The sequence below is a fragment of the Neoakkermansia glycaniphila genome, assembly GCF_900097105.1.
In the GTDB taxonomy this organism is placed as follows: Bacteria; Verrucomicrobiota; Verrucomicrobiia; order Verrucomicrobiales; family Akkermansiaceae; genus Akkermansia; species Akkermansia glycaniphila.
Genome location: NZ_LT629973.1, coordinates 2,551,974 through 2,569,024, shown reverse-complemented (window position 1 = coordinate 2,569,024; position 17,051 = coordinate 2,551,974). Strand labels below are relative to the sequence as shown.

The 17,051-nt window shown below is 44.1% G+C and carries 21 protein-coding genes; all 21 read right to left on the bottom strand.

Annotated features, from left to right (window positions below; genetic code table 11):
- Positions 1-25 precede the first annotated feature (25 nt).
- Positions 26-1,069, bottom strand: a complete 1,044-nt coding sequence (locus tag PYTT_RS10795) for an SGNH/GDSL hydrolase family protein (RefSeq protein WP_141675654.1) — start codon at positions 1,067-1,069, stop codon at positions 26-28.
- 78 nt (positions 1,070-1,147) lie between these two features.
- Positions 1,148-2,284 (bottom strand): metallophosphoesterase, encoded by a 1,137-nt coding sequence (locus PYTT_RS10790; RefSeq protein ID WP_067771927.1) that lies wholly within the window; start codon positions 2,282-2,284, stop codon positions 1,148-1,150.
- 33 nt (positions 2,285-2,317) lie between these two features.
- A complete protein-coding gene (locus PYTT_RS10785) occupies positions 2,318-2,539 on the bottom strand; it encodes a hypothetical protein (protein WP_141675653.1) in 222 nt (73 codons plus the stop codon).
- A 404-nt stretch (positions 2,540-2,943) separates the two neighbouring features.
- On the bottom strand, positions 2,944-3,441 hold the full coding sequence (locus tag PYTT_RS10775; RefSeq protein ID WP_067771919.1) for a hypothetical protein: 498 nt from the start codon (positions 3,439-3,441) through the stop codon (positions 2,944-2,946).
- A 91-nt stretch (positions 3,442-3,532) separates the two neighbouring features.
- Positions 3,533-4,096, bottom strand: a complete 564-nt coding sequence (locus PYTT_RS13455) for a hypothetical protein (protein WP_176712468.1) — start codon at positions 4,094-4,096, stop codon at positions 3,533-3,535.
- A gap of 52 nt (positions 4,097-4,148) precedes the next feature.
- Positions 4,149-4,646, bottom strand: coding sequence for a hypothetical protein (locus PYTT_RS10760; RefSeq protein WP_067771909.1), 498 nt, complete (start codon positions 4,644-4,646; stop codon positions 4,149-4,151).
- Entirely contained in the window at positions 4,603-5,037 is a 435-nt protein-coding gene (locus PYTT_RS13450) for a hypothetical protein (RefSeq protein ID WP_141675651.1), read from the bottom strand. Before PYTT_RS13450 ends, PYTT_RS10760 begins: the two co-directional genes overlap by 44 nt.
- 5 nt (positions 5,038-5,042) lie before the next feature.
- Positions 5,043-5,177, bottom strand: coding sequence for a hypothetical protein (locus tag PYTT_RS13865; protein ID WP_281241760.1), 135 nt, complete (start codon positions 5,175-5,177; stop codon positions 5,043-5,045).
- A 12-nt stretch (positions 5,178-5,189) separates the two neighbouring features.
- Positions 5,190-5,843 (bottom strand): RHS repeat-associated core domain-containing protein, encoded by a 654-nt coding sequence (locus PYTT_RS10750; protein WP_067771903.1) that lies wholly within the window; start codon positions 5,841-5,843, stop codon positions 5,190-5,192.
- A 169-nt stretch (positions 5,844-6,012) separates the two neighbouring features.
- On the bottom strand, positions 6,013-6,426 hold the full coding sequence (locus PYTT_RS13445) for a hypothetical protein (protein ID WP_141675650.1): 414 nt from the start codon (positions 6,424-6,426) through the stop codon (positions 6,013-6,015).
- Positions 6,427-6,542: 116 nt separating this feature from the next.
- Entirely contained in the window at positions 6,543-7,049 is a 507-nt protein-coding gene (locus PYTT_RS10745) for a hypothetical protein (protein ID WP_067771899.1), read from the bottom strand.
- A 115-nt stretch (positions 7,050-7,164) separates the two neighbouring features.
- Positions 7,165-8,292 carry an RHS repeat domain-containing protein gene (locus PYTT_RS10740; protein WP_067771896.1) on the bottom strand — a complete coding sequence of 376 codons (1,128 nt, stop codon included), beginning with the start codon at positions 8,290-8,292 and terminating at the stop codon, positions 7,165-7,167.
- A 118-nt stretch (positions 8,293-8,410) separates the two neighbouring features.
- Positions 8,411-9,019 (bottom strand): hypothetical protein, encoded by a 609-nt coding sequence (locus PYTT_RS10735; RefSeq protein WP_141675649.1) that lies wholly within the window; start codon positions 9,017-9,019, stop codon positions 8,411-8,413.
- A 57-nt stretch (positions 9,020-9,076) separates the two neighbouring features.
- Positions 9,077-10,144, bottom strand: coding sequence for an RHS repeat domain-containing protein (locus tag PYTT_RS10730; protein ID WP_067771890.1), 1,068 nt, complete (start codon positions 10,142-10,144; stop codon positions 9,077-9,079).
- Positions 10,145-10,348: 204 nt separating this feature from the next.
- Positions 10,349-10,981: a hypothetical protein gene (locus tag PYTT_RS13440; protein WP_141675648.1), complete on the bottom strand. Its 633-nt coding sequence runs from the start codon at positions 10,979-10,981 to the stop codon at positions 10,349-10,351.
- A gap of 5 nt (positions 10,982-10,986) precedes the next feature.
- The gene (locus PYTT_RS10725; protein WP_067771886.1) at positions 10,987-11,988 is read right to left on the bottom strand and encodes an RHS repeat domain-containing protein; all 1,002 of its coding nucleotides are present in this window, start codon (positions 11,986-11,988) and stop codon (positions 10,987-10,989) included.
- A 548-nt stretch (positions 11,989-12,536) separates the two neighbouring features.
- Complete coding sequence (locus PYTT_RS10720; RefSeq protein ID WP_141675647.1) at positions 12,537-13,109, bottom strand: hypothetical protein; 573 nt, start codon at positions 13,107-13,109, stop codon at positions 12,537-12,539.
- Between the two features lie 179 nt (positions 13,110-13,288).
- On the bottom strand, positions 13,289-14,422 hold the full coding sequence (locus PYTT_RS10715; protein ID WP_067771883.1) for a TGL-type protein-glutamine gamma-glutamyltransferase: 1,134 nt from the start codon (positions 14,420-14,422) through the stop codon (positions 13,289-13,291).
- Positions 14,423-14,592: 170 nt separating this feature from the next.
- Positions 14,593-15,393, bottom strand: coding sequence for a tetratricopeptide repeat protein (locus PYTT_RS13435; protein WP_141675646.1), 801 nt, complete (start codon positions 15,391-15,393; stop codon positions 14,593-14,595).
- A gap of 3 nt (positions 15,394-15,396) precedes the next feature.
- Complete coding sequence (locus PYTT_RS10705) at positions 15,397-16,560, bottom strand: RHS repeat domain-containing protein (protein WP_067771877.1); 1,164 nt, start codon at positions 16,558-16,560, stop codon at positions 15,397-15,399.
- A 90-nt stretch (positions 16,561-16,650) separates the two neighbouring features.
- Entirely contained in the window at positions 16,651-17,028 is a 378-nt protein-coding gene (locus PYTT_RS10700) for a PDDEXK family nuclease (RefSeq protein ID WP_071133467.1), read from the bottom strand.
- Positions 17,029-17,051: the final 23 nt, after the last annotated feature.

Below are 17,051 nucleotides of genomic sequence, written 5' to 3'. Positions count from 1 at the left end.
CTGTGCATGGCTTGTTTCGGCAGGATCACTTCACCTCCACCCTCTCCGAACCGCCGCCCTCCTCCGAATGAAAACTGGCGGATTGCAGCTTCATCTCCGGCGAAAACACAGCCAGCAGCATCACACGATTGCGCAACCCGAACTGGTACGTTCGCCCCTCCGCATTGGCATGAGTCGGTTTTCCGATCATGGCCACCAGCGCATCATACGTCAAATCCCGCGTCAACTTCGGCTTAAGCTCCTCCTTGCTCACAATGCGCGACTGCTCTGCCGCGTACGCCTCCAAAAACTTCCTGCCGTCGAACGTCCGGCTCGTCTCCCACGCCACCTGCTGCAGCGCGCGGGCCTGGGCCGCCGGAATATCGCAAACCACATGCTTGCCAGCAGCCATCGTACCGGGCAATCCGACGGGCGACTTGCGGAACAAAGTCGCATAAAACACACAGGCCGTCAGATAACTGCCGAGTGCACTCGGATGCTGACCATCCTCCAGATACAAATTCGCCTTCGGATGCAACCGCATACAGGCGGCCCAGGCAGGCCCCACCGGCACCAGAAGCGCACCCGTCTCTTCAGCGCGCCGGGCATACTCCAGCGTCAGAATCTTCTGCATCTCGCCGTTCACGCCTCCTGATGCCTTCTCCTCGCGGTATCCCCAAGTCACGAACAGCACGGGAATCGCCCCCTTCTCCCGGATCAGCTTCCCGAACAACCCGGCATACTTCTTCATCGCATCCGCCCGGCCCACCGGAGTGGAACTCTGCTCCTGCAGCACCACATAACGCCACGAACCACTCTCAAGGCGGCTCTTCCCCTGCCCCGGATTATCCCAGTGGGATTGCAGCGTCGCAGCGCCTTCCGCCTGCATGCGGCACGTCAGCGGAATGCCGGATGCCTGCGCCAGCCCCTGCAGCATCAGCGGCATCTGATTGAAATAGGTAAAACTGTTGCCGATGAAAAGAATCCTGCCATCGCCCGCAGCCGCCCGGGCATCTTTCGCGGGCGCAAACCCCGCCACACAGCACAAAACACACAGAAAACACAAAAACGGAAAACGCAATCCGAACATGACGCCATCATACCCCGTTTCACCGGAAACCTCTACCCGCAAACCTGTCATCCGGCCATGCCGCACCGGAAGCAACCGTCACTTCTTCCGGTAAAGGCGCAGCAAACCGATCTCGGAAGGCACCCCGATCCGCACCGGAAAACCGTTCCAGATACACGTCCCGTTCGATACATGCAGCACCATCGGCCCCACCTGATAATTCCCCGAAACATACCCTTCATTGAATGCCGCGATCAGGCGATCCACCCCCGGCATCAGCCCGCCATGCGTATGCCCGGAAATCTGCAAACAGGCTCCCTGTGCCGCCGAATCCGCCGCCAGGCGCGGCTGGTGCACAAGAATCAGCTTGAAAACATCATCTCCGCATCCTTCCAGAGCCTTGTGGGCATCGGGAAAATCCTCCCCGCTCCGCGATGCCATCGGATCGGTCACCCCGGCCACGACGAACTTCCCTCCATCAAGAGGCACACGCCCATTGCACAGCATCCTGATCCCCATGCGGGACAAATGCCCCATCCATTCCCGGTAGCCGGAATAATACTCGTGATTGCCCGGCACGCCGAACACGCCGAACCGCGCCTTCAAATCCGCCAGCGGCTGAACCGCCTCCCGGCAATCCTCAATCGAACCGTCCACAAAATCGCCGACAATCACCACCATATCCGGACACGCGGCATTCGTCCGCCGCACAATCTCCCGGATGTGGTCGGGAGACGTCGTATGATCCACATGCAAATCGGCCAGCACCGCCACCGACATCCCTTCAAACTCCTCCGGGAGACGACTCACGAACACCGGCTTCTCCCGCAACTCAGGCACACGGCTCCCCTCCACCATCCCGAATGTCGCCGCGCACAGGGCCAGCGCCAGAAGAACAAGATTCACCCGGTTACCGATCTTGCAGATACCCTCCGGCGCCTTCCTCCTCCGGCAAATCCGCACCAGCAGCCACACCCCGCGCACCGCATCCGCCGCCAGCAGCAGGAAAAAGAAAAACAGCAACGAGGTAAACATCCACGTCGCCGCCGACTGCACCGCCCCCGGCACATCCGGAGCAAAAAACTTCGGACCGCCGAACAGATACAACACATGGAACTTGAATGCCGCCACCAGCAGCACGGCGGAAACAGCCGCCTTCCACGGCCACCGCAGCCGCAAAGGCCACACCCCGCGCCAAAACACATACAAAGCCAGCAAAATCTCAACAAACAACATAGGAACAAAAACTATCGACAAAACAACCCGGCATCACATCTCGCACTCGAAACGATCATCCTTCCACCGCCAATAAACACGGCTGATCTCACAATCCCCCTCGATACGATAAACGGCATACACGCCATTCGTCCACGACGGACTCACATCCTCCAGCTCGACGCCGCTCACCTGCGTGGCCCATGGCAACGCCCTGATCTCCTGCGGGATAGTCCGGGACAGGTAGACATACCCATACACTGCAGCTGAAGCCACAACTGCCGCACCCATCCAAACCAAGCTCTTCCGGCTTCCCATAAAACGATCCTACCATTCCGCTGCACATGAGGTCAATGCGACCGCACGTCAACCTCGAAAGGTTCCGCCCGCAGAAGACTGGCTGCTCTCTCCCGCCTGCCAGCCTCCGGACCATAAACGACGCCCTGTTCCGCCGCATCATCGTTGGCAATCGAGAAAACCGCCAACCAAAACTCCCTTCCATCAACAAAGGGAAATATCCGGCCCGCAATTCGGCGTCCAACCAAGGCCGCACAGGCACCGACACCCCGGCATCACCTGCCACACAACAGGCAATCATCCCTGAACATACGCAAAACATAGAACCCCTTCATCATATATCATATGCTTGAATGGTTGAAACCCGCCTCCCGCCCCGCACATCAACCCTCGCATTTCCATGCGCGGAAGGCAACGGCAACCTTCCTCGCCTCCTTATACAATTCATTATCCGCAAACAACGCATCGGCATCAGCCATGAACTGCCGCTCTTCGTCACTCAGCAACATCTCAAACGCAGCCATGATGAACAGCGTACGCTCCACAAAAAGCTTCACATTGCCCACATCTTTGCGAGCATATTCTCCTTGGAAATACCTGATCGCCACATGCAGACATGTCGGCATATAGTACCGGAGAAAAGGAGTGATCAAAACATGATACGGCAAAATCGTCGTATCCTCTTCCAGCGGCAGAATATCGGCTTCCCACGAACACTCGAACCAGCTTAATCGGCGCGCGTGGACATACTCGCAAAACTCAACGATCGGAGACTCATACACCCGATAGGCAAAAAGACGGATGCAAACGCGATACGACTCCGCATCGGGCAACGGGTACTCCGGAAACAAAGCCTTCAAACGGGCAACAGGATCATTCATCTGAAAAAGTGGGTAGAAAAGCCAGTATGCCGGGACTGAATGCAGGAGTCAAGCCAACAAACATGTTTGCGCAGACTTGCGTACGAACGGCTCAACAACATGGCTTCCTTTTCTCGTTCGGACGAAAATCAATACGCCGCAAACGAGGCGCATCGGGATCCAGAGCACGGCGAAGATAGGGATAATCAAGATAATCGAGATAATCGCTCTCTTCCATCAGGCTGCAGAACTCCCGCAGCAACTCTCTTTCATCAGAAGAAAGGAGATGCACATGATCAATGATACTATCCAACGTACGCTCAAAAAATGAATCGATATTTCCGCACTCCGCAGCTTCATAAACGCCGGAAATATACTCAATGGCAATATGCAAACACATCGGAAAATAATACCGGAGAAAAGGAACGGAAAGCACATAATTCGGCAAAATCGTCGTATCCTCTTCCAATGGCAAAAGATCCCTTTCCCATGAACATTCGCACCAGCTCATACGGCGAACATACACATATCTGCTGAACTCGACAGCCGGAGAGGCGAACGATATTGGAGCCAGACTTCGCAAACACTCCCGATACTCCTCGCGGCCGGGCAGCGGATGCTCGGGATACAAACGCCTCAACTTCAGAACAAACGAATGATACGATTCTCCAGCCATGCCGCTTCTTTTAACACCAAATCACGGACAACTCAATCCGATTTCGACAATATCACTGCAATTTCAACAATCCCAGTGGCTCACCCGTCTTCAGATCGCAAAAATAAACGATATATTCGTCCAGAACGGGTAGTTGTGACTTATCCTTTTTCCTCCACGACGTGATTTGGAAAACAAGATACCGGTCTCCGCCGATCAGAGGCAAAAACTCTCCCTTCTTTTTCAATGACTCGAGCCACTCAAACGTTTGCGAATCACCATACCGAATGATGCCGCTCGATGGGATCTCTTCTGTACGAATCGTGACATTATAATAAACCTCAGACTTATGTTGCTCACGCCACTTCTCGGCAAAATGAGCTTTCACCAAGGGAATGGCACGCTTGATCACCGAAAGGTTGATATAAGGATCGAACTGCACCTCCGGTTCCTGTGCCGATACATATAGGCAATTCGCCAACAACAGGCATAAAGGCAATAATTTCATCTTCTTTTTTACAAAATATTCACCATGTTCTCCAGAAACCTTTGACTTCACCTGTAGAGACATGACAAAGGTACACCATTTCACCATCGAACGGCCCGGAATCCGGCCAATAACCGAAATAAAAAGCGATGTATCTTTCACCGGGTTCAAAAGCAACATCCCGATCATCACCATTCAGAGAATACATATATTTTTTCTTCTTACTGACCCCATCATCCCTGACATATTGAACCTCACCATGTTGATCCGCAAGCAATGCATCTATCATAACCACATGTTCCCCCCAATCTTCACGAATCTCCTCCTTTCCTTTTCTTTTTTCCAAAAATTGTTCGAGATGGGGAATACAACGCGCAATATCATCCATGGCCTTCCATGCATAATCCTCCTGCCTCTGGGGAGATCCCCAGAGGCAGGAGCAGAACAATATACTCAGAATAAATATTTTCATCATATCATTTACACGATAGCAGTTTTTGGGGTACCAGGATTATTCAATTCTGGAGGAGTTGTCGTTTTATTAGGGTCAAGAGTATAAATGGCCCCGGGTGGAGTACCTAAATATCCAGGAACACCTAATTGATGAATTTTCATAATATATTGCGGCTAAAACGTTTCATATAGATCCTTACTGGATGCTTTGCCATGGGTATGCCAAATACCGGCCAATCTATATCCAAAAGGACAAGGAGGAGCGTCCTCAGGTTCCACTTCGCCGTTTTTACCTTGAACATGCGTTGTTATATATAGATATTTTTTTGTTTTGCGCACACAACATGCACATACTCGCCCCCCATATTCTACATCGTTTTTTATCGAAACAGGATTCCACTTTTCTATGACATTTCTTGCAGCCTGCTTTGCACTCTCTACACCTTTACAGTCAATTTCAATGTCATCTTCTCCCGATATCTTAACTCTAATCTCTTCCAAGGCTTTTGCCATCTCATCATCCGTGGTTTCCAAACCATGTAAATCATATAACATCGACGGATTATTTCTGACGTAGATAGACAAATGCAGATGCTCTCGCTCCCCAATGGGATCCCTGTTGATCCATCTGCCGTCGGCGGGGTTGTAGTGTCTGTAGTTGTAGTAGACGAGGGCTAGTTCGGGGTCGTAGTGTTCGCTGCTCCACTGGATGGGCTGGTCGATGCCGCTGGCGGTGACGGTGCCGTACGGGGTGTAGTCGTACGCTGTGGCGATTGTGCCGTCCGCCTTGTAGAGTTCGGTGACGTTTTTCGTGAGATCGTGTACCATGTGTCGTTTTGCGGAGGGAAATCAACCTTGCCATCACAGGCTGAATCGAATGTCAGTGATAAGATCAAGCCAACCCAGTAACGCATTGTTTCGATTGATATTGAACACTGCGTCTTGCTTAGTAGTCCCAATAGAACACTCTCACATCTCTATTCACCTAAAACAATAATCAATTACAATTAAATGATTTATTAATTTTATTTTCAATCATGCATAATCGTTTCGATGAATTTGCAGGCGACACATATTTTGTGGTACAAAAATATGGAGTCCCCCCAATACATATTTTTAATTCTAGAGAAGGGAAATCCGAATACGACGATTCATTTTTGTCTGAAGTTAAAATTTTATCTTTGATCAAGCCTTCAACATCGTTTTTTAACCACAACAAATTTTCTGATGATATAGAACGTGATGATACTGTGCCATTTTTTTGTTCTCTTGATATAGTATGATACTGATAACACTTAATGGTACCTTGCCCCTCTTGATTGATAGAAAAAGAAAATTGGGTTAAATTATTTTTATTAAGTGGAAAATTACCTTTCATATATGGGGAGCATCCTGTTAACAGAATTGTCATAATGATATATAATATGCTAATTTTCATATGTAAACTATTGTTTGTAGGTATAATTACATTCTGGTAAGTATGAATTGATTATATTTTTCCAATAACTATCATAGATAGCTGTATAGTTAGCATTCTTCGTCTAATAAATTCTTCAAGTATTTTTTTCTTTTATCACATGAATCTCGAATTTCCGTCTTCAAAAAATCTTTCATTATATTTTTATTTGGATAATGTTTCAGAAAACCGTAACACATGTCATGCCATGTCAAAAACACAAAATTATTAGGAGTGATTAACATCCAATTCACAACATCTTTCGAACAAAGTCCCAAAGAATAGATTTTCAAAAGAATTCTTTCACTTTCGTTTGAATCATCTAATAGATGCGTTGCATATAATTGCACATATTTGTTTTTCGATTCCAATAATGGCCTAATTTGAGAAGCCGAGAAGCGATGTGTGGAATTCTCAGATAGCGCAAATATCAATTGTATTTTATAATAAATATCTCTCTCTTGATTCTCAGGAATTTGTATAATATATAATACTAAAAATTCCGCATCCTTTTTCTTATTTAGATCCAACGATAACTGATTCAGATCATTCCAAGGTTTCCTTTGCTCCTTGGACATTTGATGCAAGCCTATTACGGGTATATATTTCTTTTGGCAATTCGAACATGATATGATGCAAAAACATAACGCGCTCAATAATACGCCAAATTTAAAATTATACATATTGATATTTTTATTGAAGGCTCACTACTTTACAATTATAACATGTTTTTGGAATTTCATCACTGATATTTTGTATTATTGTATCATATTCAGACGCTATTGTCATAGCTTGGGCCTCATGCATTATGCCTTTGTTTTTTTGATTTCTGCCATATTCTACACCATTTACATTATAATAACGATCCAGCAAACCGAGAAGATGTCCTATTTCATGCCCGACAGCATCAACAAATTCAGGTTCAGTTCTCCATTTTGTCATTAATATAACATCCTTACCATATTTTTTACGATATGCTTTTTTTTCAGCTTCAGTCATCATCGATATTTTGTGATCTGTGTCTCTAAATAACCTCCACCACCGTTGCCATACAATATCAAATGTAATCACAAATATACAACATGGCTCACAAACTAACGCATGAGTTTTATCCCATCGCTTTTTTATTGCATTCTCAAATAATTGTTCTGTTTCACTCTCTCTTCCCTCTAAATCCAACGTCATCATTACATCAATTGTCCCTGATTGTTTATCTCTATTCACATTTATTTCAACATGAAACCCATAAGACCAATTGTGCGGATAGGATACACCATCTTTCGTCAGAACCTGACTTTGGTGTCCTTCAACCTTTTTGGTACCTAACCAATCAATGATTCGAATTGCAGCATTCCCCATCAATCCATACACATTATATCCACCTATTTCAGCAATGGGATCCCTGTCGATCCATCTGCCGTCTAGTGGGTTGTAATGGCGGTAGTTGTAGTAGACGAGGGCGAGTTCGGGGTCGTAGTGTTCGCTGCTCCACTGGATGGGCTGGTCGATGCCACTGGCGGTGACTGAGCCGTAGGGGGTGTAGTCGTAGGCCGTGGCGATGGTGCCGTCCGCCTTGTAGAGTTCGGTGACGTTTTTCGTGAGGTCGTGGCCGTATGTGTACCATGTGCCGTTTTTGCGGAGGGAGAGGGGACGCGTCGCTACGGGCTGGCTCGGGTCCCAGTGGAGGAGCCAGAGGGCCGGGGCGTTGCTGCGCGTGAGGTCGAGGGCCGCGATTTGCAGGTAACCACGGTAGAGGTAGTGCTGGTGGAGGGTGACTACTCCGTTGACGGTTAATTTTTTATAATAACGCCTTTTGTTCATTTTATTGTTTTACCTTGTCGTAAAGAAAGAATCCTTTACGACAAGGTTGTCAGAACTTATTTTGTGTGCAATTATCAACTAAGTATATACATAATAATCTACTGAGTACAGCATCTCGTCATTTTGATGTCGATGTCTCGTTATCACTACGGTACGTTTTATCCAACAATTGTTTGGTATCTATGTCATGTTTGATATAGATATTGTAATGATTCGAATTTATACGAACATCTGAATAGGTATGAGTCTTTGAATCTATAAGCAATTCATTTATAACAAATGTAACACGTATGATATGATCTCCTTGTTTTATCGTACCGAAATTGATCACATCAAATTCAATGAACTCATTATTATTCAATTCTATATCTTTCCATGTTAATAGATTACCGAGAGGATGCCCCAACACTGTCTGACTATCTTTCAAATCCTCTTCGATACAATTCGCAGATAAAGGCCAGTAAATATGTTTTAAAATAATTCTTTCATTGCTAATATTTTGTAATCGCATATTGATTTTCAATTTCTTATTATCATATGTAATAGTCCTAATTTCCAATTTCAAATATTGGGGAGGTACAGTCGTTAAATGATCTTCACTTTCGTCAGCATCCGCCAAAACATCGCCTGTAATGATAAAAAAGGCAAAAAAGAAATAAAAACATCTTATATAATAATTATGCAATATTCTTTTTAGAGTATGATTTTCCATTGAGTCCATGTTCATATTTTTTCGCATTATCATAGTAAATTCTTAATAATTGATCATACAAATATAATTTGATTATTTTTGCTTCTTCTTTTTACAACATTTTCTTATATAATTATATATATCAGGAGATGTTACATTAGGATCCGAGACATACCGTATTTTCACAGATTCCGTACCTTTCACTCCAGATTCAGGAACATAATCCCAAGCTTTGGGCGATCCGTCTTCTTCCAAGCAATTTCTACGGACACCATGAACGTCCAGAAGATCAATAAGATCTATTTCATCTATCGTTCTTATTTTCCATATACTTCGTGCTGTCCATATATCATCTATATACGCTCTTTTCATTAGATCATCGACCACCGCACGTAATCTTCTGGGGTCTATTAATTCTCCGTTTTCATTTTCACGAGCACGAATATGTACATAAACAGCCATTGCTTCTTCCGTGTCACAATCACAATGACATTCCCCACCATTTTTCATATTGGTACAGCTCCATCCCAATGCAGTAAACAGTTCATCGAAAGAACTGGCTCCTAACTGCAAATCGCCATTTAACCCTGTTGAATATTCGATACAATTAATACGTGACATATCCAAGGTAGCATCCGTATTCGGAATGTGAATCAATTCTAGTCCCAGAACATCCAAAAAAGCATAAATGGAATTCTCGACAAAAGCGTACAAATTTCTCCCCCCGTTTTCTGCAAATGGATCCCTGTTGATCCAACGCCCATCTAGTGGGTTGTAGTGGCGGTAGTTGTAATAGACGAGGGCGAGTTCGGGGTCGTAGTGTTCGCTGCTCCACTGGATGGGCTGGTCGATGCCGCTGGCGGTGACGGTGCCGTACGGGGTGTAATCGTAGGCCGTGGCGATGGTGCCGTCCGCCTTGTAGAGTTCCGTGACATTCTTGGTCAAATCATGCCCGTATGTGTACCATGTGCCGTTCTTGCGGATGGAGAGCGGGCGGGTGGCGATGGGCTGGGCCGGGTCCCAGTGGAGGAGCCAGAGGGCGGGGGCGTTGCTGCGCGTGAGGTCGAGCGCGGCAATTTGCAGGTAGCCCCGGTAGAGGTAATGCTGGTGCAGGACTACGGTTCCGTTGACGGTGACTTTTTTCATGTAGAGCTGTCCCATACAGACAATCTAATTTACTATCCTGTACCATTTCTGGTACAGGATAGTAGATAAAATCAGTTTTAACGCATAGTGTCACTTTAGTAATTTAGATAAATTACTTCTCATTTTTAATACATCATCTTCGAATTCATTAATAATCATTCATTCCATTATCAACAATGACAATATCATGCATATCTCGCAATAATAGAACTTTTGTCTTCATTTTTTATTTTTCAATATCGAATAAGTCATCTTGCCGTTTCTTTTCTGCACATTTATATCGAATAATCTTTTAGGGTTATTGGCTGATAAATCTTCATCATAATAAATTACAGATAATGTATATACACCTTCTTTTAGATATCGCAAATCTCCCACATACGAGTCTATCTCACGAGTTAATGGAAATAACAGCTTACAAGCAACCGATGCATTCAATTCTTCTGAAAAATAATTTCGTGCCAGAATGATACCAATATCATTTTCTGCCAACGGTGAAAACAATGATTCATGAAAAGATACTCTCATCTTGCCATCTGGAACAGTCACAGAATAACGAGGCATTGACCTATGCACTTTAAACCGAGCCAAAATAATATAATCAGGAATGAAGGAATCATTTGCCGGGCGAATGTTTAATTCATACTCACCAGGAGGCAGCTTTGCTCGAATGGCTTTTGATTTTACTTCAAGGCTGGAAAAGAAATGTTTGGATAATTCCTTTTCAACAGGAGTGATTTTAAATTCAAAAGCATCATTTTTCGGAAGATTCAGCTGAATTTCTATCTCTTGTACATGATCAAAAACACCCAAAATATAACTAATACATGAAATAATGATTTCTTTTATCATAAGATCTATACATCAAATGCCACTTTATTTTCATCAAACGGAGCAGGTTTTTGGGGACACCGAATCTCCCATGTCATAAATCTATTCCATTTACCCTGTTCAGTCGTTCCCATCACCCTATTGGGTAAGTTATTCTCATCATCAGATCTGGCCCTATCTCCCACTGCAATGAATTTCATTGTAATCTTGGTGCAGGATGTACATTCACACAGGCGCCGGGCTTCAGCATTTGCTGTCTGGCGAGCCTTTGCTAATAAATTAGCAAATCCCTGACGCACATCGCCTGATATTCTTCCTCGATTAGGATTTAATCCCGCATTCTTAGAAGTATCCGCTACACCAATATTACCTCTTGACACATCTGGAAAATTGGGAATTTGAAAGTCCGACCTAGTTTGAGGCAACTTGATTTGGCATCCTAATAATCCAAATTTGCATGACTCCGAATTATAATAAATCCACTCTTGATCTACCCAGTCTAAAACTTGATTACCATGTCCCCAAATAAGCATAATCGTACATTCTTTAATGACACTATCACCTTCTTCGGTTCCCAAAAAATCGAATAAATCCATTATCCTATTTCGGGCAAACCCGTACAGATTCCGCCCACCCTTTTCAGCGATGGGATCCCTGTTGATCCAACGACCATCTAGTGGGTTGTAATGGCGGTAGTTGTAGTAGACGAAGGCGAGTTCGGGGTCGTAGTGTTCGCTGGACCATTGGATGGGCTGGTCGATGCCTGTAGCGGTGACTGAGCCGTAGGGGGTGTAGTCGTAGGCCGTGGCGATGGTTCCGTCCGCCTTGTAGAGTTCGGTGACGTTTTTCGTGAGGTCGTGTCCGTAGGTGTACCATGTGCCGTTTTTGCGGAGGGAGAGGGGGCGCGTCGCTACGGGCTGGGTCGGATCCCAGTGGAGGTACCAGAGGGCCGGGACGTTGCTGCGCATGAGGTCGAGGGCCGCGATTTGCTGGTAGCCACGGTAGAGGTAGTGCTGCTGCAGGATCATAGTTCCGTTGACGGTTACTTTTCACATATATAATCTTCTATTTTTCATTTTAAATTAATAATTAATGAGTCATAGCATTGCTTCGACTATATGCCTTGGAGGAAGCATATCCTCCAAGGCATAAGTTGCCATGACTATTGTCTAAGTGGGCGTTGGGCGTTTCTTAAACAATCACGAACGTGGTTTACAATCCATATGCCATTTTCTCTAGCTTGTCTTGAAACATATTCTAAATAAACTATTTGTAAATCATGCAATTTATTAGAGAAAACAACTATCACCCTTTGAACTTTTTGCTTTGGATATCTAAGCCATGAAACAGTCGAGATTAGGAGTAAATAGCTTGCAATAAACGCAATACATATCAATTAAATTGAAAACTGCCGAGAGATTGCTAAAATCAGTGTGATGAAACGCAAGAGATTTAAAGGAATACCCTTTCTGTTACATCTCAAAAAATATGAATGCAGATTCAAGCATCATCACTCCGACATCTATCATTTTTTCCTTTCTCTCTTCAGAGAGAGACTTTTAAAGTTGGATTGAACCTATTTATTTAAAGGAATTCTTTCTGTCAGAGGAGCAGATATGGGAATATAGCCTTCCATATATTCTAAAAGAATCAGTGCAAAACGTTCTTTTTTCGTTGAATCTTTTTCGGCCTTGTTTTTTAATGTTTCAATTTCTTGTGCACTAATTCCACATTCATATAGATGTAAAGAGAGCGGCCGCCATCCCGCTGACCATGGAATATTTTGAACTTGTGATAACACTTCAAGTAAAAGATCGTGTTGGCGTAATCGCAAAAACAGAATACCCATAGATAAATCTTTTTTATCTTCGACTATAGAAGACTGATCAATGGCATATATATACTGTACGATCTCTTGATCAGATACTTTTGCTAATTCTTGAAAAAGATTATCAATGACTTGCTGATACTGAAGTTTTGTAGTGATTCGATTTGGAATGATTCGATCAATCTTGATGAGGTGTTCATCCATAACTTTGGAGGCTTGAGGTGTTTTGATATTTCCTTCGGAATATGCTGAATCAAAAATAATAACACATGTTAAAATGAAGTATATATTTATATTACTGATTTGTGATAGTTTCATCATACTATGCTTTTACTTTTTTTATAATCGAATACGGCCTGTCCAATCTTGGCAACATGAGGAAAATACGTTGTTGTTTGATCAAAGACAATAATTGGTTCTTTAATGCCCTGCATATAGGATCCTCTGGTTAATATTTCTTTCACTTCTTCTTCGGTACTCGGAACAGGAATACCATGTCCCTAGAATTGATCATCACCTAATTTAATAATATTTTCGCCTTGTAAAGATCCTAATCTACTATCATATCTGGGATCATTTTTTATATACCCCCAGTCGCCAAGTTGCATGGATTTAATATCGCTCGCCTTCACTTGCATTAAGTATTGACCATCTGGTTTTTTAAATGATCTTAATGTAAAGAGATCATTGAAGACGCTTTTTCCAACTGTATCCATAACACCCTTGGCCACTACTACCAAAACTGCGTGATGGCATTCCAATGGACCTCTTCCTTCATGGAAAAATCTATCTAACTCATCTCCTTGCCAATTTAAATCGAAGTATTGTACTTTACCAAAGTTTGCATTTAGTGATTTTGTTGCAGCAACAATATTATTTCTAATTTGTTTTTCTAGAGCTTGAAGAATTGGAGCTACTTCATATATCTTACCCTTTTCGGGCATACCTTTAGGTATATGAACTATTTCTCCCGCAATTTCTTTATAAAGCGTTTCCCACGAATCATTTTCCTGAGCACAAATATGTCCTTTATATCCAGATGAGGAAAATGTCCATTCATCTTCTCGCGCCCATAAACCTAGAGAATCACAATATAATGTTGGCGCATTCCCGACAAAAGCGTACAAATTCCGCCCACCCTTTTCAGCGATGGGGTCGCGATTGATCCATCTGCCGTCGGCGGGGTTGTAATGGCGGTAGTTGTAGTAGACGAGGGCGAGTTCTGGGTCGTAGTGTTCGCTGGACCACTGGATGGGCTGGTCGATGCCGTTGACGGTGACTGAGCCGTACGGGGTGTAGTCGTAGGCCGTGGCGATGGTGCCGTCCGCCTTGTAGAGTTCCGTGACATTCTTGGTCAAATCATGCCCGTATGTGTACCATGTGCCGTTCTTGCGGATGGAGAGCGGGCGGGTGGCGATGGGCTGGGTCGGGTCCCAGTGGAGGAGCCAGAGGGCCGGGGCGTTGCTGCGCGTGAGGTCGAGGGCCGCAATTTGCAGGTAGCCACGGTAGAGGTAGTGCTGGTGCAGGATTACGGTTCCGTTGACGGTGACTCTTTTCATGTAGCGCCGTCCCATGTAGTCGTAGCCGTTTTCGATGACGGTACTGCCATTTGCTCTGATGGAAAAAATAAACATTCACTTGTTACATCCTTATCACTCTCATAATAAACTGCTATCCTGTATTGGAGACAATACAGGATAGCTAAATCACACTCTTTTAGTCGAAGGTAATATATTCACAGAATTTCATCAAGAATGTACTGCACAAATATTACATGCTACAATGTATTATTCTGATGAACGCGTTAGTATACTTTCAATCTCCTAATATCATCCTCCAATGATTTGTAATTTTTTGCATGATCATGCATCATGGCCTTCTCTAAATATTCCAAAGCCTTGCGCAAACTTTCATCACGCGAAATACGTTCAACAAACAAATACGAAGCCGGACTATCCGAACCATCAAGTTTCTTATTATCATAATTCTGATACACTTCCATATATGCTCGGCCTAAAGCACATTGAGCATCGAAGTATCCTGCATCTGCCGATTTCTTCAAAAATGCCATCGCCTGCTTTCGAATATCTCCGGAACGATTGGGCAATGTCATGAGAAACATCAGTTCGTACATGCGGTAAGGGGCTTCCATATCCCCCTGATTGTCTGCAAGCGTGTACCATTTGATTGCTTCCAAGGCAAAACTCATATAATCCTTTTTTGTTACAGAAGTTGTAGCAGATTCAATTACAGATTCACACGATGTTCGTACTTTCTGGGCATAGTAATTGCCTATAACAACTTGTGCATGAGGATCACCATTTACCGCCCTTTGCATACTCTGCATCAAATAAGATTGATATTGGCCAAAAGTCTGACGATTCGCACCCATGTCTCTTTTAAGTTCGGCATAATTTCCTTCTTCCAATATGCCTGGTACATTAAAAATACCAGGTAGATTAGATTGTTCTTCTTTATTTTGAGGCAAATCTACCGATGGCCGTAATAAATCATCAAGATTTGGATGAGAAAAGGTCATTCCTTCTACAGAAGCGCAATTTATCCATCTTGTAAAAAATATTATAAATAAAATATTATTATTCATGTTTCATTGTAAATTTAAAATAGCATCTTGCTCACAAGTAACACACCAAAATTCACGATTATAATCTTTTCCCAAGGATCCCGCCCATTGCTCTCGCTTCCACGTATAAATATCCATTGCACCATCTTGGACTGAATCCAGAATATGCTGAGGAATTTCCTGTTCTAATCGAGTCAATATATCGACTAACATAGGACCATCAGAATGGTCTGCTCCTTGAACAGTGCTACCATCTATAGACACAATGCAAAAATCATATCGGCCGACCGCCTCTCCTTGATTTTTTATTGGTTTATGTCTTCCATCTATCACGGAATCAACATTATATGTTTTATCGGGACGTTGTTTAAATATTCTCGGCGTACCATTATTAGTTTCACCTTCAAATGTGTGAATTCCGAAAATACGAGGGCACGCTTTCCCTCCAAACATATTCTTAGCATTTTCACATTCTTTGCTTTCTTTCATACTTTGCAATTTCTGATATGCTTCCTCATATTGTGCATAGCATCTACTCATATCTAGATGAATTTGACCTAGAGTTGCTTTTGTGACTCCGATGCACCCTTCAGCAGTAATTACACATATATTCATAATTGCATTCCGATAACTATTATCTGTTTTCTTTCTGTTTTTTATTTCTTGAATAAAATGTTCTTCTATCCACGGAATTAATGGCACAAATCCTAACCAATCACTCCACCTTATACAATTATTCCCGACAAAAGCGTACAAATTCCTCCCGCCCTTTTCAGCGATGGGGTCGCGGTTGATCCATCTGCCGTCGGCGGGGTTGTAATGGCGGTAGTTGTAGTAGACGAGGGCGAGTTCTGGGTCGTAGTGTTCGCTGCTCCACTGGATGGGCTGGTCGATGCCAGTGGCGGTGACAGTGCCGTACGGGGTGTAGTCGTAGGCCGTGGCGATGGTGCCGTCCGCCTTGTAGAGTTCGGTGACGTTTTTCGTGAGGTCGTGGCCGTAGGTGTACCATGTGCCGTTTTTGCGGAGGGAGAGGGGGCGCGTCGCTACGGGCTGGGTCGGGTCCCAGTGGAGGAGCCAGAGGGCCGGGGCGTTGCTGCGCGTGAGGTCGAGGGCCGCGATTTGCAGGTAGCCACGGTAGAGGTAGTGCTGGTGCAGGACTACGGTTCCGTTGACGGTGACTTTTTTCATGTAGCGCCTCCCACAGAGTCATATCTGTTTTGGATACGGTTGGGAGAGAAAATCTTCCCTCCCAACCATACAATCCCGCAAGTTTAGTCTCTAGTTATCTTCCCACTTCATAAATTCTTCTTTTTTGACTGGTTTAAGAAGAGGTCCATTATTTTGACTGAAACGAATGGAATGAATGGAAATACCTGCTTGTTCCATTTGTTTGATCAAATCTTTAATTTCACGATGCGTAGACAACGATTTTGAAATTTCCAAACGATAAGATTTTTTGGAATTTAAGGCTTTAGCGAGATCTTCTATTGTCGTGTATTCCGTTCCTTTATAGAAAAACGGTGTAAGTGTCCCATGAACAATGATCGATTCCCTATCAAGCGATCTATGTTGGGTATATGCACATATCGGAATATCAGCAATCAATGGTTTGATACTAGTCATCGCAAAAATAAACACATATCCTATTATTTTCATACTTTATTCATTGTTATTCTTTT